Source organism: Rhizohabitans arisaemae (assembly GCF_025996515.1).
GTDB classification, from domain to species: domain Bacteria; phylum Actinomycetota; class Actinomycetes; order Streptosporangiales; family Streptosporangiaceae; genus Rhizohabitans; species Rhizohabitans arisaemae.
In genome coordinates, this window is record NZ_BLRH01000021.1 from 399,141 (window position 1) to 418,719 (window position 19,579).

General features: G+C 69.5%; 15 protein-coding genes. 9 read left to right on the forward strand and 6 right to left on the reverse strand.

Going from position 1 to position 19,579, the window contains the following annotated elements; genetic code table 11:
- The first annotated feature begins 4 nt into the window (after nt 1-4).
- The 3 genes from RUR_RS10135 to RUR_RS10145 all read left to right on the forward strand — a co-directional run bounded on the left by RUR_RS10135 (nt 5) and on the right by RUR_RS10145 (nt 4,351).
- Nucleotides 5-1,117, forward strand: a complete 1,113-nt coding sequence (locus RUR_RS10135) for an ATP-binding protein (RefSeq protein WP_283134695.1) — start codon at nt 5-7, stop codon at nt 1,115-1,117.
- On the forward strand, nt 1,114-3,909 hold the full coding sequence (locus tag RUR_RS10140; RefSeq protein WP_283134696.1) for a DUF5682 family protein: 2,796 nt from the start codon (nt 1,114-1,116) through the stop codon (nt 3,907-3,909). The genes RUR_RS10135 and RUR_RS10140 overlap by 4 nt, the downstream gene beginning before the upstream one ends.
- A 148-nt stretch (nt 3,910-4,057) precedes the next feature.
- Nucleotides 4,058-4,351 carry a hypothetical protein gene (locus RUR_RS10145; protein ID WP_283134697.1) on the forward strand — a complete coding sequence of 98 codons (294 nt, stop codon included), beginning with the start codon at nt 4,058-4,060 and terminating at the stop codon, nt 4,349-4,351.
- A gap of 236 nt (nt 4,352-4,587) precedes the next feature.
- Here RUR_RS10145 and RUR_RS10150 read toward each other — a convergent pair whose 3' ends face one another.
- Complete coding sequence (locus tag RUR_RS10150; protein ID WP_283134698.1) at nt 4,588-4,833, reverse strand: hypothetical protein; 246 nt, start codon at nt 4,831-4,833, stop codon at nt 4,588-4,590.
- Nucleotides 4,834-5,233: 400 nt separating this feature from the next.
- On the opposite strand from RUR_RS10150, the gene RUR_RS10155 reads away from it, so the two are divergent.
- Complete coding sequence (locus RUR_RS10155) at nt 5,234-5,932, forward strand: response regulator (RefSeq protein ID WP_283134699.1); 699 nt, start codon at nt 5,234-5,236, stop codon at nt 5,930-5,932.
- 3 nt (nt 5,933-5,935) lie between these two features.
- Here the strand turns inward: RUR_RS10155 and RUR_RS10160 are convergent, their stop codons facing one another.
- Genes RUR_RS10160 through RUR_RS10170 form a run of 3 tightly spaced genes read right to left on the reverse strand, consistent with a single transcriptional unit; the run spans nt 5,936 to nt 8,992 of the window.
- Complete coding sequence (locus tag RUR_RS10160) at nt 5,936-7,111, reverse strand: MFS transporter (RefSeq protein ID WP_283134700.1); 1,176 nt, start codon at nt 7,109-7,111, stop codon at nt 5,936-5,938.
- Nucleotides 7,108-7,713, reverse strand: a complete 606-nt coding sequence (locus RUR_RS10165; protein ID WP_283134701.1) for a uracil phosphoribosyltransferase — start codon at nt 7,711-7,713, stop codon at nt 7,108-7,110. The genes RUR_RS10160 and RUR_RS10165 overlap by 4 nt, the downstream gene beginning before the upstream one ends.
- Complete coding sequence (locus RUR_RS10170) at nt 7,697-8,992, reverse strand: radical SAM family protein (RefSeq protein ID WP_283134702.1); 1,296 nt, start codon at nt 8,990-8,992, stop codon at nt 7,697-7,699. Before RUR_RS10170 ends, RUR_RS10165 begins: the two co-directional genes overlap by 17 nt.
- Nucleotides 8,993-9,132: 140 nt before the next feature.
- On the opposite strand from RUR_RS10170, the gene RUR_RS10175 reads away from it, so the two are divergent.
- From RUR_RS10175 to RUR_RS10190, 4 genes are all read left to right on the forward strand, one after another.
- On the forward strand, nt 9,133-9,510 hold the full coding sequence (locus RUR_RS10175) for an NAD(P)/FAD-dependent oxidoreductase (protein WP_283134703.1): 378 nt from the start codon (nt 9,133-9,135) through the stop codon (nt 9,508-9,510).
- Nucleotides 9,511-9,777: 267 nt separating this feature from the next.
- The gene (locus RUR_RS10180; RefSeq protein WP_283134704.1) at nt 9,778-11,172 is read left to right on the forward strand and encodes a PhoX family protein; all 1,395 of its coding nucleotides are present in this window, start codon (nt 9,778-9,780) and stop codon (nt 11,170-11,172) included.
- A gap of 411 nt (nt 11,173-11,583) precedes the next feature.
- On the forward strand, nt 11,584-12,315 hold the full coding sequence (locus RUR_RS10185) for a DUF7873 family protein (RefSeq protein WP_283134705.1): 732 nt from the start codon (nt 11,584-11,586) through the stop codon (nt 12,313-12,315).
- A gap of 842 nt (nt 12,316-13,157) precedes the next feature.
- Nucleotides 13,158-13,853 (forward strand): hypothetical protein, encoded by a 696-nt coding sequence (locus tag RUR_RS10190; RefSeq protein ID WP_283134706.1) that lies wholly within the window; start codon nt 13,158-13,160, stop codon nt 13,851-13,853.
- A gap of 433 nt (nt 13,854-14,286) precedes the next feature.
- Here RUR_RS10190 and RUR_RS10195 read toward each other — a convergent pair whose 3' ends face one another.
- Complete coding sequence (locus tag RUR_RS10195; RefSeq protein ID WP_283134707.1) at nt 14,287-15,312, reverse strand: zinc-dependent alcohol dehydrogenase family protein; 1,026 nt, start codon at nt 15,310-15,312, stop codon at nt 14,287-14,289.
- A 117-nt stretch (nt 15,313-15,429) separates the two neighbouring features.
- On the opposite strand from RUR_RS10195, the gene RUR_RS10200 reads away from it, so the two are divergent.
- On the forward strand, nt 15,430-15,591 hold the full coding sequence (locus tag RUR_RS10200) for a hypothetical protein (protein WP_283134708.1): 162 nt from the start codon (nt 15,430-15,432) through the stop codon (nt 15,589-15,591).
- A gap of 245 nt (nt 15,592-15,836) precedes the next feature.
- Here RUR_RS10200 and RUR_RS10205 read toward each other — a convergent pair whose 3' ends face one another.
- On the reverse strand, nt 15,837-19,325 hold the full coding sequence (locus tag RUR_RS10205) for an HNH endonuclease signature motif containing protein (RefSeq protein WP_283134709.1): 3,489 nt from the start codon (nt 19,323-19,325) through the stop codon (nt 15,837-15,839).
- Nucleotides 19,326-19,579: the final 254 nt, after the last annotated feature.

Consider the following 19,579-nt stretch of genomic DNA (forward strand, 5'->3'; position numbering starts at 1 on the left):
CGAAATGTCAGACATGTTGCGTGCACCGGCCGAGATGAAGTTCGCGGAGGAGCTCGACTGGCTGGAGTCGGTCGACGACGGGCCCAAGCCGTTCTCCTGGCGGCTCAGCCCCCGGATGATCCGGATTTTCATCCTCGGGTCGGAGCGTTCCGACGGGCTCGACCGGGAGATCCCGCAGAAGTGGTTCGGCGACCGGAGTTTCGTGGAACGGAGCATCGTCACCCTCGCCTCGGACCGGGGGCTGCTGCTGATCGGGGATCCGGGCACCGGCAAGAGCTGGCTGGCCGAACTGCTCGCCGCCGCGATCTGCCGTAACTCCACCCTGGTCGTCCAGGGCACCGCCGGGACCACCGAGGACCACATCAAGTACTCGTGGAACGTCTCCATGGTGATCGCCAAGGGGCAGTCCCGCCAGTCGATGATCCCCTCGCCGATCATGACCGCGATGGAGCAGGGCGTGATCGGGCGCTTCGAGGAGCTGACCCGGTCGACCAGTGACGTGCAGGACGCGCTGATCTCCATTCTCTCCGAGAAGTACGTGTCGATCCCCGAACTCGACGACGACAACATCGTCTTCGCCAAGCCGGGATTCTCGATCATCGCCACGGCCAACAGCCGGGACCGGGGGGTGAACGACCTGTCCTCGGCGCTGAAGCGCCGGTTCAACTTCGTCCGGATCCCGGTGGTGACGAACAAGCGGAGCGAGGCCGAGATCGTGCGGTTCCGCACGGTCGAACTGCTGAAGCGGCACCGGATCGAGCTGGAGCTGCCGCCGACCCTCCTGGACATCCTGCTGCAGAGCTTCGCCGACCTGCGTACCGCGGCGGCCTCGGCGGGCAGCGACGATGAGAAACTGGAGTCGGCGCTGTCCACGGCCGAGCAGATCGGCGTGCTGGAGGACGCCATCCTGCACAGCCACTTCTTCGGCGACCGCACCCTGCGGGCCGGGACGCTCGCCTCCTCGCTGGTGGGCTCGCTGGCGCGCCGCAGCCCGGAGGACCTGGCCATCCTCAACAAGTACTGGCACGGTGTGGTCGAGCCGCGGAGCAAGAAGGACGGCGGGGAGTGGCCGGAGTTCCTCGAGGGCGGCCGCCAGGCCATCGCCACGCTCTCATGAGCCCGAGCCCCTTCGGCGCCCTCCGCGAACAGCTCCTCGACGCCGCGGCGGCCTTCGCCGACGACCCCGGCGCGCTCACCGGCATCCTGTCGGGCATGGTCGACGACGTCGACCGGGCGCTCGCCGAAAAGCTGGAGATCTTCCCGGTCTGCCACCATTCCCCGGCGTCGGGGCTGGCGATGGTACGGCGCCTGCGCGAGAAGCAGCCGAAAGTCGTCTACCTGGAGCTGTGCGAGGATCTTCAGCCGCTCCTGACCGAGCTCCGGCGGTGCCGTCTCCCGGTGGCGCTGCAGGCGTTCGCCTCCGAGCTCGACGGATTCCCGAACGAGTCGGGGCCGCTCAGCGTGGTGGCACCCGTCACCGAGGCCTCGGCCGAGTATCAGGCGATCGCCTACGCCCTGGACACCCCGGGGGTGGAGCTGGTGCTGGTGGACCGCTCGGTGGACCACGTCTTCCAGTGGCTGCCCGCCGAACCCGACAAATCGGATAAGTCCGAGAAGCCGGGTGAGGAGGCGCTGCACGGCGACGCGGTCGGCGTCGAGATCGGCGACCTGCGGCCCCGGTTCGCCGAGCTGGAGGCGTACCTGCTCCACCACGGCAAGGTCCGGCACTGGTCCGAATGGTGGGACCAGTACGTCGAACAGCCGCTGGTGGACGCGGACTACGACACCTATCGCCAGGTCATGGTGATGATCGGCAGTCTGTTCCGCCGGTTGCGCCCGAACCACGACGACCGGGGCGATCGGGACGAGGCCCGCGAACGGTACATGTGGACGCGGATGCGCGAGCATCTCACCGCCTCCGGAACCGACCCCGGGGATTGCCTGTACGTCTGCGGGGCCTTCCACGCGGCGAGCCGGGTCGAGGAGTTCGGCCTCTCCGGCGCGGACACCTTCGAGATCGCCCCGCGGACCGCGACGCGGTGGCTGTACGGACTCATCCCCTCCAGCCACTCCGCCATCGAAGCCCAGTTCGGCCTGGCCTCCGGCTCGGTGTCGATCGCCGCGGCCACCTGGGCCAAGGCGGTGCAGCGACACCGTGTGTCGCCGTACGTGCTCGAAGGCCAGCAAGGCGCCAAGAAGCCGCGCAAGGGGACCAAGGCGGCGGCCCCGGTCTCCCGGGAGCCGGTCGTCGATCGGCTCTCCGGCTTCCTGGCCCGGCCGCCGGTCCTGGACGAACTGGACGAAGCCGAGCTGCTCGGCTGGTGCGTGGAGATCGTCCGGCTGGCGCGCCGCAACGGCTACCTGGCGAGCACGGCGGACGCCATCGCCGTGTTCGAGACGTCGATCCTGCTCGCCGGGCTGCGGGGCAGAGGCCGTCCCACGCCGTACGACTTCGCCGACGCCGCGGTCACCTGCATCGAGAAGGACACGGTGCCCGGCCGGCGGGACGTCCGCCGCCTCTGCGAGATCCTGCTCGGCGGCGACCGGATCGGCCAGGTCGGGTACGAGGCGATGCCGCCGCTGGCCAAGGACGTGTACGACCGGCTCAAGCCGCTCGGCCTCGAACTCGGTACGCGGAAGGTCCACCGGGCGCTGCTGGACCTCACCGCCAACCCGGAGCTGGTGCCCTGCTCGGACCTGCTCTGGATCCTGCGCCGGCTGATGCCCGAACGCGCCGTACGCCCGATCATGGGCACGCGGCGGCTCGGCGAACGGCCGATCCAGGAGAGCTGGGACCTGGCGATCGGCGAGTACCAGCGCTCCCTCATCGAGCTCGGCTACGAGGGCGTCACCATCGAGCAGGTGCTGCGGGGCCGCCTCCGGCAGAGCGTCCACGACCCCAAGGCCACGGCGGCGGTCGCCCTCCAAGCGGTGGAGGACTCCATCCTCTACCTCGGCGGCGGCCGGTTCACCGACGAGCTCGGCGAACGGGCCGTGGAGCTGCTCGCCGCGGAGCGCACCGTGGACGACGCCCCCGAGGTGCTGCGTCGCATCCGCGGGCTGCTCGCCCACTATCGTGCGACCCGGCCGGAGCTGCCCGAATGGTGTGCGTCGTTCGTCACCACCGGATACGCGCACTACTGCACGCTGCTGCCCACCGCCTTCACCGACGAGGAGACCGGTGTCCGGCAGATCGCCGCGATGCTCGGCTTCCTCTTCACCATGGAGGGCCTGGCGCTCGCCCTCGGCTGCGATCGGGCCCAGCTCGAACTCGCCGTACGGCAGTCACATCCCGAAGCCCCCGCGAAGACGGCGCTGGTGTGGGCGGCCAGGAACCGGCTCGGGCTGCTGCCCCTCGCCGAGCTGCGGTCACGCTGCGACGAGCTGCTGGCGAACCCGCTGGTGGTGCCGACGTTCCCGCTCTATCTGAGCGGGTTCGTACAGGCGCTGGAGCCGGTTCCCGGGCTGGCGCCGTTCACCGTCGAGATGATCTCGAAGGCGTTCGGCGCCCTCCCCGACGCGGTGTTGCTGCCGTGGCTGCCCAAACTGATCACGACGTTGCGGGAGCACGGGCAGGAGCATGTGCCCACGCTCATCCGGGAAGCCGGCCGGACCTTCCCGGCCGACCTGGCCTCCGTCGACACCTGGGTTCCCCCGTGGGCGGTACGGGCCGAGCCGGGCACGGCCAAGGCGTCGCTCACGGCGGTGCCGCCCTCGGCCGCCGAGACGGCCGGGCTGCTCGCCGCTCACCCGGCCGCGTGCGACGCCGTCGCCGAGCTGCTCGGCTGCGAGCCGGGCTGGCGGCCGACCACCCCGTCGGGTGGGGCCGAGCACGGTGAGGTCATGGCCTTGCAGGCCAGGTATCCCGGCGCCGCCGTGGCCGTGGCCGAACTGCTCGGCGCGCGCTGATCGACGCGATGCCCCCGCCCGGTGGTCCCCTACCGGGCGGGGTACGGGCGTCGCCGAGTCCGACCGTCGATGGCGGGCCGCACGGAACCTCACACCGCCCATAGGGGGCGGGGCCGCCCTACTCCCCGATCAACGATGGCGGTCAGCCATGGTGGTTGTGGTGATGATGATCATGGTGGTGGTTGTGGTGATGGTGATGGTGATGATGGTGGTGATGGTGACGGTTGCGGTGATGATGACCGCGGTGACGATGAGGGTCGTCGTGCTTGTCCTTCTTCCAGCCCTGCCACGTGGAGTCCAGGGTGGTGGCGGTGGTCGTCGTGCCCTGTGTGAGGGCGGGTGCCGTCGTCGTCGAGGTGGTCGTGGTGGAGGCCTGGGATACTCCCGGAGTCCCGAGGACCAGCCCGGCGACCATGGCCGGGCCCAGCAGCACAAGGCGTGACAGCCTCTGCATAGGATTCCCCCTTTCGGTTCAGGAGCCGCCGGCGATGTACGCCCGGCGGTTCCGGCCCGATAGAGAACAGCCGATGGAAACGTGGGAGACGAATACCGGCGACCGGCGCGGCGCCCGCTCCGTCGCCCGGCGGTTTCCCTGCCGGGTGGGATGCGGGCGCCGCCTGTCCGGTCCTACGGCACCTGTTCAGACCGTGCCGTCACCGCCGGTGGTGCCTGTTCTCATCAATCCCAATCGCTGTGCTTCTTCTTCTTCCAGCACTTCCAGTGGTCGTGCTCCCAGCAGCACCACCACTTGCCCTTCCACTTGCAGTCCAGGGTGGTGGCGGTGGTCGTCGTGCCCTGTGTGAGGGCGGGTGCCGTCGTCGTCGAGGTGGTCGTGGTGGAGGCCTGGGATACTCCCGGAGTCCCGAGGACCAGCCCGGCGACCATGGCCGGGCCCAGCAGCACAAGGCGTGACAGCCTCTGCATAGGATTCCCCCTTTCGGTTCAGAAGCCGCCGGCGATGTACGCACGGCGGTTCCGGGCCGATAGAGAACAACGATAGAAGATAAATTCTCCGATTCGATTGGCCTTTGTAATGGTTGTCGGTTCATTGAAGAAATCGGAGGGCTATTAGAGTGGTTTTCTGGTTTTGGTGGTGACTTGTTGGGGCAGGTTTCTTTGCCGGGATTTGGCATGGTGAGGCCGAGAGCTTTGGGTGCCATGGGGACGGGTGGCTTCAGAGCTCCGGTGATCGCCCCGCCGCCGACTCGGCGGGCCCGCCCGTCCTGGTCCGCCGCCACGACGACGTTCGTTCCGGGCGGGCTCGTGGAGCACCGCGGGACCGTGTGCTCTTGACCGGTGGTGTCAGGTCTGGTGTCTTGAGGCGGTGGCGATCAAGGTGCTCATATGCGACCCCGTGCCCGTCGTACGCGACGGATTGGTGAGCTTGCTGGCCGGTGAGGCCGACATCGAGGTGGTGGCGACGACGGGGGACGGCTGGGAGGCGCTTTCACTGGCCCGCCGACATTCGCCGGAGATCATCATCACCGATGTGGAGTTGTCGGGTATCTCGGGGCTGGACCTGGCCGCCCGGGTGACCGGTTCGGTTTCCCCACCGCCTCCGGAGATCCTGGTGTTCAGCGCGCAGCTCGACGACGCGTCGATCATGCGGGCTCTGGAGGTGGGGGCGTACGGCTATCTGGCCAAGCATTCGGCGCCGCACGAGATGAAGCGGGCGATCCGGGCACTCGCCTCGGGGGAGGCGGCCACCTCGGGGGAGGTGACCAGGCGTCTGATCGACTGGCTGTTCTGGCGGAAGGCCCAGCCCATCGCCCCCGCTCGGCAGGCGCTCGCCTCGCTCACCCCCCGGGAGGCCGACGTCATGCGGATGGTGGCCCGGGGCATGTCCAACCAGGAGATCGCGAAACAGATGTCGGTTCAGGTGACCACGGTCCGCTCCCACATCTACCACCTGCGGCAGAAACTGGCGCTGCGGGACCGGGCCCAGCTCGTCTCCTTCGCCTACCAGTCCGGGTTCAGCGTTCCGACGGTTCCGATGAGCCGGGATCAGCCCGGACGCGGATGAGGGTCAGGATCCGTCCGGTCGTCGGCGGGCGGCGGCCAGGAACAGCCCGAGCCCGAGCACGGTGACCACGGTGACCAGCCAGATCCCGGCGAGCCACCCCACCTGGGTGACGGCCAGGCCGAAGGCCGGCGGGCCGAGCACGGTGCCGACGCTCCCGGCCTGCACCAGCAGCCCGTAGCCCTGGCGCAGTCGGCCGGGGCTGTCGGCGAGCAGGGGCACCGTCGCGTACATCACCGCCAGCACCAGCCCGTTCGCCACCAGCAGCACGGCCGCACCGGTGGTGACGGCCCACCAGGCGTTCGCGGAGAAGACGGCGAGCGCGGCCACCGGCATGACCAGGGCGGTCATCGCCAGGGATCGGGGACGTCCGCCTTTCGCCATCAGCCCCCCGGCCAGCAGTCCGCCGGGCACGCTCGCCAGCGACACCACGGCCGTGACGGTGCCGCCGGCGGCCGGGCCGACCCCCTGGTCGGCACCCAGCCCGGGGAGCAGGGCGAGAACCGAGACGCTGAGCAGCGCGATGAGGGAGAAACCCAGCGACAGCAGGGTGAGCGGGCCGGAACCGCCGGTAGGCGCCGCCTGGTCCTGCGATGTCTCGACGGTGCCCCGGAGCCGCGGCCAGGTCGCGCCGAACGCCAGCGCGCACGGAAGGAGGGTCAGGCCGGCGGCGGCGCGCCAGCCGTACCCGTTCCCGGCGGCTCCGGCCACCGCGGCGAGCGCGATCCCCACCGGGATGAAGGTGCTCCAGACGGCGAGTCCCACCCGCTCGGTCTCCGGGTCGCAGCATGCGGCCAGGACCAGCGGCCCGGTGACCACCACGAGGAGGTAGCCCAGGCCCTCCAGCGCGCGGGCGCCGTACAGGACTGCCAAACTCGAACCGACGGCCTGGATCGTTCCGGCGACGAGCATGACGGCCAGCCCGGCCGCGAGTACGGCACCGAGATCGCCGCGGGCGAGCCGGACCCCGACCGGCATGGCGAGCAGCGCGGCCGCCACGGTGATCATGGACACCAGCCAGCCGAACTCCACGGGGGAGAGGCCGAAGTCGGCCCTGAGACCCGCTTCCAGCGGGATGAAGCGGCCCAAGGCGACCCCGGCCGACAATCCGGCCAGGTAGACGGGCGCGATGACGTGGCGTCCGGTATGCGGCTGCCCCTTCCCCGGCGGCGCGCCGCTCATCCCGCGACGGCGTTGTGGAATCGGGAGAGGCCGCTGAACAGGTCCCCGGCGTCCATCGCGCCGAGGTCGGGAACCACCACGTCGCCGGCGAGCTCCTCGTCGAGGCTGATCCCCAGGACGTCGACGCCTTCCCCGAGCAGCGTCCGGGTCGCCTGCGCGGAGGAGCAGACCACCGCGGCGAGGAATGCGGCGGCGGTCACCTGGGATTTCGCCAGCATGTCCCGGGCGGTCAGCAGGGTGCGCCCGGTAGCCGCGACACAGTCGATGAGTACGGCGGCCGCATAGGTGTCCCGGTGCGGGGTCGTCATGTAGTCGCAGGCCACCACGCCGTCGTCGCGGCGGCGCATCCCGAGAAGGGAGAAGTCGGCCTCGGCGAAGGCCTGCCCGAACCCGGGGTAGAGCAGCAGACCCCCGCGCAGGACGACCACGCACAGCACGGCCGCCTCCTCGCCCGCGGCCGCCCGGACGCGGTCGCGCGCCGCCGCACCCAGCAGGTGACTCAGGTGGAAGACGTCACGTCGGGCCTGGTCCGAGGGGACCGAGGTGGTTCTGAGCGTCCGATACACCCCACCCGGGTCGGCGACCCTATGCCGCCGTGCCATGGCGTCTCCCCTCCCGGATCGCGGTCGCGCACCGGGCCGCGAGGTCGTCCGTGCCTTCGGCGATCTCCTGGATCCACAGATCGCCGGGGAAGGACACGCGTCCGCGGGCGACGGCCCAGCGGGCCGCGAGCAAGGTCACGGCGAGCCGGACGTCCTCGGGGGCGAGCAGGTCTTCAACCAGGGCCGCGACGTCGTTCTTGCCGAGGGCGGCGGCGTGGGTGGCGGGATCCAGGATGTCGACCAGATCGGCCAGATACCACAGCCCCTCCTCCACCAGCAGATGCGTGATCGGATCGGCGAAGAAGTGCGTCATGGCGGCGGTGAACGACTGGCCGTTGAACGTCAGCCGCCGATCGGGGGCGGTACCGCCGAAGATCCAGAAAGTCCCGTCGGAGTCCATCGTCACCGCCACACCGGTGCTCGCCGCGTAGGTGCCCCGGATGGCGTCGTTGACCTTTGTCGCCAAGGTGAGGCGATTGGACCCCGACTCGTACGGGGCGTAATACTCCTTGATGGTCTGGGATTCGGCCGACAGGTCGTCGCGGAGTGCGGCGGCCTTGCCGCTGAGCCGGAACACGTTGAACGTGATGGGCAGCACCCGCCCGTCGTCCATGACCACAGAGCGGTTCCACTCGTTGACCGGCTCGATCGTCGCCCCGAGCTCGGCGGCGAGTGCTTTGTCGACCACGTCCATATCCGGCTGGATACTCCGGAACCCCAGCCCGAATCCCGGCGACAGCCGCCGCCAGACCCGGGTGATGGTGCCGTAGTGCTCGATCCGGACCGGCCGCGGTGCGTCGATGTGGTAGCGGTCGATGCTCAGGCGCAGCATCGCCACCGGCCGGTAGGGGTTCCGGAGCAGGGCCTCGTCCATACGACGGAGCAGCCGCTCGGTTCTCTTCTCACTCGTGCCCCAGTAACCGGCGGTGACGATTTCGATCCGGGGTACGTTGACCCGCTCCAGAAGCCGCAGAACACTTCGAAACTTGAGGAAGGGTTCACCGCCACCGGTGATGTTGAGCTTTTCGGAGCGGGATTCGTCGATGAAACCGATGGCCGCGTCGAGTTCGTCCGGGGACAGGGAGTCCTTCGTCGACTTCCGGTTCAGATCCGACGAGTACATGCAATGCTCGCAGGCGACCGGGCACAGCTCGCTGAGGTGGATGAAGAAGCTGGATCCGCGGTCCGGCAACGGGAACAGGCGATGGCGCATCGCCGTGATGATCCGCTCCCGGCTCTCTCGCGGTCTGTCGAACAGGGCACCGAGTGCTGTGGTCACGCGACCTCCCGAGGTTCCGGCGCCACCCTACGTAAGCCGTACGGCGTGCGCCTGAGCTCACGTGCTCGATTTCCTCCTGCTGAAATGAGGAGATAAATCAGGATTTCTCATCAGAATGCGGAAGATCACGGTGCTCTCTCGTGGACGGAGACCACCGGACGAACCGGCGGCTCGACCGGCGGCGCATCGTCGCCATCGCCCGTGCCAGCCGCGACTACCTCGGCCGGTGGTACGACAGCCCCGACGATCTCATTGCGCTGATCCACGACCCCTGGGTCGGCGGCCGGCCCATGTCGCCCGACGGGCTGCCCGTCCTCGACAGGCTGCCCGGCCTGTCCAACGCCTACACGGCCACCGGGCACGGCATGCTCGGCATCACCCTGGCCCCGGTGACCGGCGCGGCGATGGCCGAGTACATCACCTCAGGGCACAGGCCATCCGAACTCACCCCATTCCGCGCCGACCGCTTCCGCGCCCTTGCCGTACGGGCGAGCGAGAAATCCGGTCGACCACGGTAGGCGGGAGTTTCTGAGTCGAGCACAAGCCGGTCACGAATGTTCGGTGGCGCCGACGGGACCGTCGTCATGCGGCTGCGCGCTCGAACCGGTTCGATGCTCCAATGCCGACTTGGGTACTTTCGCAACCATGCTCCCCATCTCCGCGGTTCAAGCGCATAATCGGGTGGATCACCCTGCACATGGACGAATCGCTCGGCTGCCTGACCTCTGCTCGTCCGTTCTCATTGTCACGGTTGACCGAGCCCGCGAGCCACTGGAGGTCAGGTCATGAGTCTCGATCGGCGGAGCTTCGTCAAGACGGGGGCGGCTGTAACGGGCGGTGCGTTGCTCGGCGGCCCCCTCCAAGCCCTGGGTGCCTGCTCGGCGGGAGCCGCTCCGCTGGTCAAGCTCGCGCACAGCGTGGACTACGGCCCGCTGTACCCGGTCAAGGATCAGGCCACCGGCCTGGAGCTGCTTAAACTGCCCAGGGGATTTGAGTACATCAGCCACGGCTGGACCGGTGACATGATGACCGACGGCCGTCCCACCCCGGGCGCGCACGACGGCATGGCGGCCTTCCGCCCGAGTCGCCGGCTCAAGAGCCGGATCAAAGGCAAGGCCAGGGACCACTGGACCGCGCTGGTGCGCAACCACGAACAGGGTGGCCTGTCCGGCGCCTTCACCGAGGCGGCCTACGATCCCATGGCGAACGGCGGCACGACCAACCTGATCTTCGATATGCGGGCGGGCGAGTTCCTGGACACCTGGGCGAGCCTGTCCGGCACGCTCCGCAACTGCGCAGGCGGTCCTACCCCGTGGGGCACCTGGCTCTCCTGCGAGGAGACCACCTGGGTCAACGGCGAGGTACGCCACGGCTACATCTTCGAAGTGCCGCACGACGGGGTCAGCCGCGCCAGACCGTACAAGGCGATGGGCCGCTTCACCCACGAGGCGGTCGCCGTCGACCCCGTCACGGGCCACGTCTACGAGACCGAAGACGACGACCCGGCGGGAGTGTACCGGTTCCGCCCCCGCAAGCCCGGTACGCTCGCCGCGGGCGGGGTGCTGGAGATGATGCGGATCGGCGACTCCTCCTACGACACAAGACACGACGGCACCGGTACGGTCTACCCCGAGATCGACTGGGTGCGCATCGCCGTTCCCGACCCGGCCCCGGGCGGGACGAGCACCGTACGGCAGGGCATCGCCCGGGGTGGTGCCGTGTTCTCCCGGCTGGAGGGGGCCTGGCACCATGCGGGCAAGGTCTACCTCGTCAGCACCAGCGGTGGCCCGAGCGGGCTTGGACAGCTGTTCGAGTACGACCTGCGGACCGGCACCATGAAGGTGCTCTTCACCTCACCCGACGCCTCGGTGCTGAACAACCCGGACAACATCTGCGTCAGCCCGCGAGGTGGCATCGTCCTGTGCGAAGACGGCTGGGTCGCGCCGCAACACCTCCACGGGCTCACCGCGGCAGGAGAGATCTTTCCGTTCGCCGCCAACAACGTCGTCATCCCCGCAGAGGGGGTACCCGGCAAGTCGGTGTACCCCGGCGACTACACCGGCTCGGAATGGTGTGGCGCCACCTTCGACACCAGGCGCGGCGACTGGCTCTTCGTGAACATTCAAACGCCCGGCATCACCTTCGCCATCACCGGCCCCTGGCGGAACGGCTCGCTGTAACCCGCGTGGTACGGACCGCCGATCAGAAAGACTGGGACACCGCCGTACCCGAACCGGCTCTGCGCCAGAAGCGGTTCGGGTACGCGAAGCCGTGATCACAGGCACCTGTGGCGTGGCGCATGGTCGTCTCTACTCCTCGCCGCCCTTCTCGTCCGGTGCCGGATCCACCCCGTCAATCGCGACGGCTCGGCCGCGGGATACCGGTCGGGGATGAACGCGCGGCCGTTCTCACGCTCGCGGCCGATGGCGTAGGCGTCACGCCCGGTCCGTCGGGCGAGGATCCGGTTTGCCGTAAACCCCAGGGCACAGACCCACCCGAGACATTCACCGCAACAGAGTGAATCGGCTGACGTTTCCGGGCCTGTCGAATAATCGGATGAGATGTGTGATCACAATCGCTAGCCTCGTGCCGTGACCAAGCTCAATCAGATCCTCGCCGTGGAAAAGGGTGTCAAGTCCGACGTTCAGCGCAAGGCGACCGAGGCACAGCACACCGTCCAGAAGGCGCCGCTGCTCTCCGGTATCTCGCGGACCTATCAGCCGATCGACGACGAGGGCGAGCGGCTTCCGTCCGAGTCGACCAGGGTGCAGGTCCAGGTGGAGAGCGTACTCAAGGACGTCGCCGCCGGCCTGACCCGGCTGTTCGACGTCACCGCGACCAAGGACTGGGCGAACTGCGAGGCCCGGGCAGACGTCACCGTGGACGGAACCGTCCTGCTCTCCGGGGTCCCGGTGACCTACCTGCTGTTCCTGGAGAAGCAGCTGTCCGATCTGCAGACGCTGATCTCCAGGCTGCCGACCCTGGACCCGTCCGAGACCTGGACGCTCGACGAGAACAGCGACACCTGGCGCACCGATCCGGTCAAGACCACCCGGACCAAGAAGGTGCCGCGTAACCACGTGCTCGCCGAGGCGACCGAGAAGCACCCCGCCCAGGTACAGGTGTACAACGAGGACATCGTCGTCGGCTACTGGACGAAGATCACCTTCTCCGGGGCTCTGCCGCAGCGGCGCGTCAACGAGCTCCAGACCAGGGTGCAGAAGCTTCAGGACGCGGTGAAGTACGCCCGGGAAGAGGCCAACGGCATCGAGATCACCGATCGCCGGATCGGTGAGACCGTGTTCGGCTATCTTCTCGGCTGATACAAGACTCCCATCCCCTTCGGGGGGTGGGTGCGCGAGGAGCGCAAGCTGAAACTGAGGTTAAGCCTGAACAGCGGTGTCAGTGGGGGTTCGATTCCCCTCCCGGGTACATGTCCGGGTAGCCCAATGGCAGAGGCAGCCGTTCAAACTCAGACTCTCGCTCCAGATTCAGCATTGCCGTCGAGCGTGGCGCGACCGAGATGGACAGTGATCGCTGAGATGCCGGTTCGAGTCCGGCTCGATGCTCCAACATGCATCGGTGGTTCAACGGTAGGACGCAGCATCATCACGAATGATCCACTCTCTTAAACGCCGCCGACGCCGTACATGACGGCTTTCTCAGACCCCCGGGACACGGATAGGTTCCCGGGGGTCGCTCCTTTTATCCGGTCATCCAGGAGCGGTCACCGTCGGCGGGGCCGTCGACCAGAGGGAAGCACATCGGCGCAAGCAGCTCTTCTGATGCCTGTACGGTTTGCGCCCGATCGTCGGGCTGTCTCGCTGGCGGGAGGAGTATTCCCGAACTCCGCGAACCTGCCGTCGCTGGTCCGGACGCAGTATCTGCCACCGCCGTCGAATGAAATCGGTGTCGGTGAAGGCCGACCACCGACCGGCGACAAGCGCTTGCGCAGAACGCCGGTGATGGCTTCTCGTCGTCATCAAGTGCCACGACCGCGGCCCGATTCTGGATCACCAAGTGCGCCCGAGTGAAACAGCGAGTCCCGCCGCGATCCCCGCGCGGGCGTCGGACCAAAGCTCGCATGGGAACGTCCCTTCGCAGGCGGCTGGGCCGACTACGCTGCCGAGGTCAGCCGCCGCAGCCCGATGCAGGAGGACACCGGATGACCAGCCACGACGCCCTCGCCGATGGTGAGGTGTGGGACCCCTTCGCTACGTTGCACCGTACGCTGTGGATCGGCGGCGGCCAATGGGCCGGCAAGTCGACCGTCGCCCGGCTCTTGGCCGTCCGGTACGGCGTGACTGTCTACCACTACGACTACCAAGACGCCCGTGGTCACAACGATCGCCGGATCGCCCGTTGCGTCGCTCGCGGCGAGCCCACCGGCGAACCGGACCCGGACAAGGTATGGGTCCACCCCACCCCGGAGGAGATGGCCGCCGAGACCCTGGCCGGGTTCCCCGACCGGTTCGAATGGGCCCTGGACGACCTGCGGGCACTCGTCTCCGGTCACCCGATCATCGCCGAAGGCTGGGGACTCCGCCCCGAACTCGTCGCACCCGTCATCGACTCAGCGCGCCGGATGGTCGTCATGGTGCCTACACCCGAGTTCCGTCGGCACCAGCTCCGCACGCTACCCCGGGCCGCGTCGCTCGGGCATCCCGTCAGCGATCCGGCCCGCGCACAGGCCAACCGCCTCGCCCGGGACCTGCTCGTCGCCGAGGACGCCGTCCGTACCGCCCACAGTTTGGGCATCCGTGTGATCGAAGTCGACGGTTCCCGCGACGCCGCCGCGATCGCCGAGGACGTCGCCGACCACTTCAGCCCTTACCTCCCGCCGCACGATCGCGAAGCCTGATCGCCACAGCCATGTGCCGTCATGACCCGTGATCTGATTGACCACAGCTTCTGCGGCGGACAAGCGGCCTTGCAGCCCGCAGGCGCCGCTCGTGGCCGAACCGCTGGCATCGAGGCGCATCACCTGTTCGCCACCGCTCACCTGTTCGCGGGCAAGGGCGACCCGCGCGTCCGCGCACACCTTGCCGCCTGCGGCAATCGGGTACATGGGACCCCGTGGAGCTACTTGGGCGACTCGCTCATGCTGCTCCATTCCGCCTTGATCAAATTCGATGTGCCGACGCCGTATGCGAAGGACGACGCCCCGCGAAGACCGGATCGAAAGGCTGAACCGACCGGCCGGCGATCGCTCGGCCGCCTAGCTGATCGACTTGGCGCTCTGGTGGCTCTGCCCACACCGCGATGCTTCACCGCCGTTCGTGACACCTGGCCGGTCAGGGGCGGATCACGGTGATGCCGGGGACCTGGCCGAGGGTGGTGAGGGCGTGGCCGGCTTCGGGGAGGCCGATCCGGCGGGTGATGAGGCGGTCGGGGTTGAGGGCGCCGGCGCGGATGGAGTCCAGCATCGGGGGGTAGGCGTGGGCGGGCATGCCGTGGCTGCCGAGGACCTGGAGTTCGTGGGCGATGACGTGGTCCATCGGGATCGGGGTGGGGCCGCCGGGGAGCAGGCCGATTTGGACGTGGCGGCCTCGGCGGCGTAGTCCGAGGATGGCGTCGGCGCAGGTTGCGGGGTTGCCTAGGGCGTCGATGGACACGTGGGCGCCGCCCCCGGTGAGCTCGCGGATCTGTGCGACGGTGTCACCGGAGGAGGCGTCGACCAGATGTACGGCGCCCGCCTCCCCGGCGAGCCGGAGCGCCTCGGGGTTGACGTCGACGGCGACCACGAGAGCCCCGGCGGCTGCGGCGATCATGATGGCGGAGAGGCCGACTCCGCCGCAGCCGTACACGGCGAGCCATTCGCCGGGCCGGACCGCGCCGACCTGGGTGACGGCGCGGAAGGAGGTGGCGAAGCGGCAGCCGAGGCCGGCCGCCGTGGTGAAGGGCATCTCCTCCGGCAGGCGGATCAGGTTGACGTCGGCGTGGTCGATCGCCACCAGGTCGGCGAAGGACCCCCAGTGGGTGAAGCCGGGCTGGGTCTGCCGTTCGCAGACCTGCTGGTCTCCGGCGGCGCAGGACGGACAGGTGCCGCAGGCGCAGATGAACGGGACAGTCACCCGGTCGCCTGGCCGATGGTTGTGTACGTCGGCGCCGACGGCCTCGACGGTTCCGGCCAGCTCGTGCCCGGGGACGTGCGGCAGCGTACGGATATCGGGGTCATGGCCCTGCCAGCCGTGCCAGTCGCTCCGGCACAGCCCCGTCGCCGCCACCCTGATCACCACACCGCCGGGGGAAGGCCCCGGGTCCGGCACCTCCCGCAAGTCCATTGCCCCGCCGAACTCCTCAAAGATCACCGCACGCATCCCCCGAGCCTACGCGTGCCCCTGGTGACGATTACCGGGGGCCTCGTCCTCCAGGTTTGCCCATCAAGTGGCGATCGGTCCGGCATTCTGGGACTCCCGGCTTCCGTGAGGTGCACCTTGAAGCGCAGCGGCAATTCTCTTGGGTTCGTTCTCCTTGGCTGGCTGCTCCTCCTCGTCGCCGGAGGTGCCACGTTCCTCGGCGACGCCAAAGCCGACGACATCTCCCATGTGGTGGCCGTGGTCGGCCTCGGCCTGGGCAGCCTGCTCCCGCCATCATGATCACGGTCAAGGACTTCCGGCCGAAGGAGTTAGCCCTCCGATCACGGCCAACACCCTGGAAGCGAGCCATCTCGAATGGTTCATCTGGGCGTCGGCGCCCCTTGGCGCCTTCCGTCTATGACGGTGCGGTTCTTCGTGACTCGCAGGGACGGAAGCCGGTGGCGACGGCCGGTCAGGGGCTGGTGGGGCGGTGGTGGCGCTGCACACGTCCCTTGCGATCTAGGGTACCCCGACCGGGCTATTCCCTAGAAGGGCGGTATCTCCGGTTCGTTGAGGCGTGCCACCTCCAGTGGGGTGAACCATCGCCTGAAGGCTGTGGAGCCTGGCCACGTTTTGTCGGAGGGGAAGTCGTCGGAGAGGAAAATAGGGGTGTCGTCGTCGGGGATCGGGCAGTCCGGCAAGGTCATCGTGCGGGGTGCGGCGTCGGGGAGCGGGATCACGGTCGGCGGCGGGGAGGTCGGGCAGATCTGCCCCAGGCGGGTGGTCCAGACGATGTCGCCGGTGGGTGCCATGGTGGCCTGCCAGCCGCCCTCGTGGCGGAGCCGGTGGTCGTGGCGGCAGACGCTGTGCAGGTTGCCGGCCGTGGTCGGCCCGCCCCGGCTCCACTCGCGGATGTGGTCCTGGTCGGTGCGGGCCGCGGGGACGGCGCAGCCGGGCGCGGTGCACACCCGGTCACGCACCTGCACGTAACGCCGAAGCGACGCGTCCGCGAACCTGCGCCCGGAACCGGCACCCGGCCCGGACGGTCCGGGACCGGCAAAGCCGGGCTCGGCGCCGTGAAGGCCGGCCGGTCCGCGCCCCGTCCGGGGTACGGGCACGGCGTTGTCCGCCGTGTCCTCGCCTTCGGGGTCGTCCAAGCCGGCGACGGCCCGGACAGGACCACGACCGGCAAAGCCGGGCTCAGCGCGGTGCGGATCGGCCCGTGGACCTACAGGCCCACCCTCATCCGTCTCGCCCCCGCCTTCGGGGTCGTCGGCGCCCGGGCCGGTCCTGCCGGTTCCGGTGCGGGCCGGACGGTGTCGCAGGTCCCCGGCTCCGGGGGCCGGGCCGCCCGGCCGCACGCGGTCGCGGCCGGCGGTCAGGCGGGCGATGTCGCCCAGGATTCTCCGCCAGCCCTCCGGCAGGTCCGGTATGCCGAGGAGCCTGGCCAGGCCGGCCTCGGCGATCCGGATCTCGACGACCCCCTTGGCCTTGACGGACGCGTTCACCATCTTTCCCTGAGGAACCAGCTTTCCCTGAGGGACCGCGCTCCCGGACCTGTCCCCGGCATCTGCTCCGAGGCGCCCCACAGGTACACGGTGGGGTTGCCCGCTGGGTGCGGGGCGGTGACGGGTGACCCCGCAGTCGATCAGGCGGCCCTCGTCGTCGGTCAGCACACACCGCCACAGGCCGCCGGCCTGATCACAGGCGATCCGCCGGGCCTGCCCGGCGGTGACCGGCCCCCACCCGGCCAGCTCACCGGGACGCTCGTCCAAACCCAGCAGCGTGGTCACGTCGACCCGCAGCTCGCCGGCCGCCCACCGCTGCGGGCTCCCGGCACCGATCCCACCGCCGCCGCTGGCCGGGCCACTCCCGATCGCTTCCGGACCGGTCGCGGCGACGGCGGACCCGCCGACCGGCCGCTGCCGGTGACCGGGACGGGGGCCGGGATCTCCACCGGGCGGTGGCCCGCATGCGTGCTCCTCCGACGCCCGGGGCGGTGGTGCCGCCCGCGGCCGCAGGGCCTCCGGTGAGCCGTTACGGCCACTCCGAGGTTCTTCCCCGTGCCGCCCGGGCGTGTACCGCACCTCACAGGAGGCGCCGATCCCGGGGCCGGCACCGGTCTGCGCGGGTGTCGTCGGCGACCCGCCGGGCGGGCCCGGGGAACCGGTCCCCTCCGGGTGGGCCGATGCTCCCGTGTTCGTGCGGTCCCGCGGCCCGCCGCCGAGCGGGGAGCAGACTCGAAGGATTGCGGCGGCCGGTCCGGCGGAGGCGGGCCCGCGCGTTTCCCGGCTCACCTCCGTCCATCCCACCTCCGTCCATCCCACCTCCGGCCGCCGCGGTCCCGCCGGTGATCCCGGGTCGTCATGTCCTCCCGGACCATCAGCGCGATCGGCTGGGCGAACCCGCCCGGCGACCGTCGGACGACCGTCGGCCTGGGCTGCGGTCCTACCGTCGCCGAACCCACCCGCCGGGCCGGATGAAGCCTCTGTATCCGGACCGTCCGTCCGCTTGGGGCCTGTCGGTGCCTGCGCACCGTCGCACCGCCCCGGAACATCATTGCGATCAGTTGAGGGATCCTGCCGGACGATCACCGGACGACGGTCGCCCGAGGATGCGGCCGTACGGTTGTCGAACTCGTCGACCGGGACCGATGCAACCCGTGCATCCGGACCGTCCGTCCGCTGGGGGCCTGTCGGTGCCCCCACACCGTCACGCCTCCCTGGGACATCACCACGACCGGTTGAGGGATCCTGCCGGACGATCACCGGACGACGGTCGCCCGAGGATGCGGTCGTACCGTCGTCGAATCCGTCGGCCGGGGCTGATGCCACCACCGCATCCGAACCCTCCGGCCGCCGCGCCACAACCGGCGGACCCAATCCGTTACACCGCGCCGGGACCTCACCTCGATCGGGTGAGCCGACCTGCCGGGCAACCAGCCCACGATGGTCAGCCCCGGCTGCGACCGTATCGTCGTCGGATCGGCCGACCGGGCCGGACGCGGCCCGCCCGTCCGATCCGTGTGCGGCTCTGCGCGCGTCCGGATCGTCCGGCCTTGCAAAGCCTCCGGACATCCCGCCAGGCACGGTCCTCGGTCGATCGCATCCGTCGGCACCGGCCCCTCGCCGCAGGCCGCCCCGGTGTGCCGGTGAGCCCACCCCGCGCCGCGGCGTGATCTCCGGCGGGGAGCCGCCTTCCGCTTCTGCCTGCTCCGCTTGGGACTCGGCCACCAGGAAGGCGACGATCCGCTCATCGGACCAGCCCTGGAAGCCGCCGTCCAAAAGGCCAAGGAACAGCTCCGAGCGGATGTGCTGGGTCAGCCTGCGGTCCCCCGCGGCCTTGGCCCGCCGCGCCAGGGAGTCCATGCGGGAACACGACGCCGCCACCCGGTCCAGCGGCTGGTCCACCCCCGAAAGGTTCGCCGTGCCGTCCGGATTGCGCGACCCCACCACCCGGCGCTCCCGCACCGCCGCCGCACACCGCCGCTCCGCCCAGTCCGGGTCGATCGCCAGAGCCGCCCGCTTGACCGTATCGACCAGCTCACCGGCCGTCAGGAATCCGGCCACCGCAAGCAGCCTGCCGCACACCGATCTGGCCTGCTCGGCGGTCAGCTCCCGTGTCCAGGTGGCGAACACACGTGCCTTCACCTCATCGATCACGCCATGTTCCAGAGCCTCGTGCACCTTCGGCAGCCGCGACAGCAGATCCCACGCCTCGGCGAAACGGGACGAGGCCCGGCTGCGCGACCAGGCAAGGGCCGGGCGCAGCTCGTCGGCGGAGAACTCGTCCGGCACCTCCTGCCGGCACACCCGCGAACCCGGCCCGGGGGCACGCAGGCCGACCTCCACCATCACCGCCATGAACCGGGCCTCGTCGTGGGCCCGTTGCCGGGACCAGGCCTTCAACACCACCACCGCGTCCGCCGCCGACACCGCGGTCTCATCGATCCCGGCCAGCACCACGGCAAGCCCGGGACCGGGCGGCATCTGCGCCAGCCCGGCCGGGATCCGCTGTGTCACGGGAACGCTCACAACCCCCACCCTGCCACCGCCCACCGACAATTCCCGACCCGAATCAGCACCCCAACAAACCACTTACCAAAACGCCAGCCATATAACTATCCAAAACCAACCAAGCCAGACAGAGTGCCATACATCATCTGCCGGATCAATGCTTAGCCCTCGCTATCATTCGCACGGAGGCGCGTTTTGTTAGGTCATGCTTTTCCCTGCGTAGAATCGGATGAGGAGAGGAGGTCGTAGTGAAATCTCTGCTCAGTAAATCC

Excerpts from the sequence above, each read along its gene's own strand:
- RUR_RS10135 (WP_283134695.1), top strand. The coding sequence starts at position 5 with ATGTCAGACATGTTGCGTGCACCGGCCGAGATGAAGTTCGCGGAGGAG.
- RUR_RS10195 (WP_283134707.1), bottom strand. The coding sequence starts at position 15,312 with ATGCGTGCGGTGATCTTTGAGGAGTTCGGCGGGGCAATGGACTTGCGG.
- RUR_RS10160 (WP_283134700.1), bottom strand. The coding sequence starts at position 7,111 with ATGAGCGGCGCGCCGCCGGGGAAGGGGCAGCCGCATACCGGACGCCAC.
- RUR_RS10180 (WP_283134704.1), top strand. The coding sequence starts at position 9,778 with ATGAGTCTCGATCGGCGGAGCTTCGTCAAGACGGGGGCGGCTGTAACG.
- RUR_RS10165 (WP_283134701.1), bottom strand. The coding sequence starts at position 7,713 with ATGGCACGGCGGCATAGGGTCGCCGACCCGGGTGGGGTGTATCGGACG.
- RUR_RS10190 (WP_283134706.1), top strand. The coding sequence starts at position 13,158 with ATGACCAGCCACGACGCCCTCGCCGATGGTGAGGTGTGGGACCCCTTC.
- RUR_RS10145 (WP_283134697.1), top strand. The coding sequence starts at position 4,058 with ATGGTGGTTGTGGTGATGATGATCATGGTGGTGGTTGTGGTGATGGTG.
- RUR_RS10140 (WP_283134696.1), top strand. The coding sequence starts at position 1,114 with ATGAGCCCGAGCCCCTTCGGCGCCCTCCGCGAACAGCTCCTCGACGCC.
- RUR_RS10150 (WP_283134698.1), bottom strand. The coding sequence starts at position 4,833 with ATGCAGAGGCTGTCACGCCTTGTGCTGCTGGGCCCGGCCATGGTCGCC.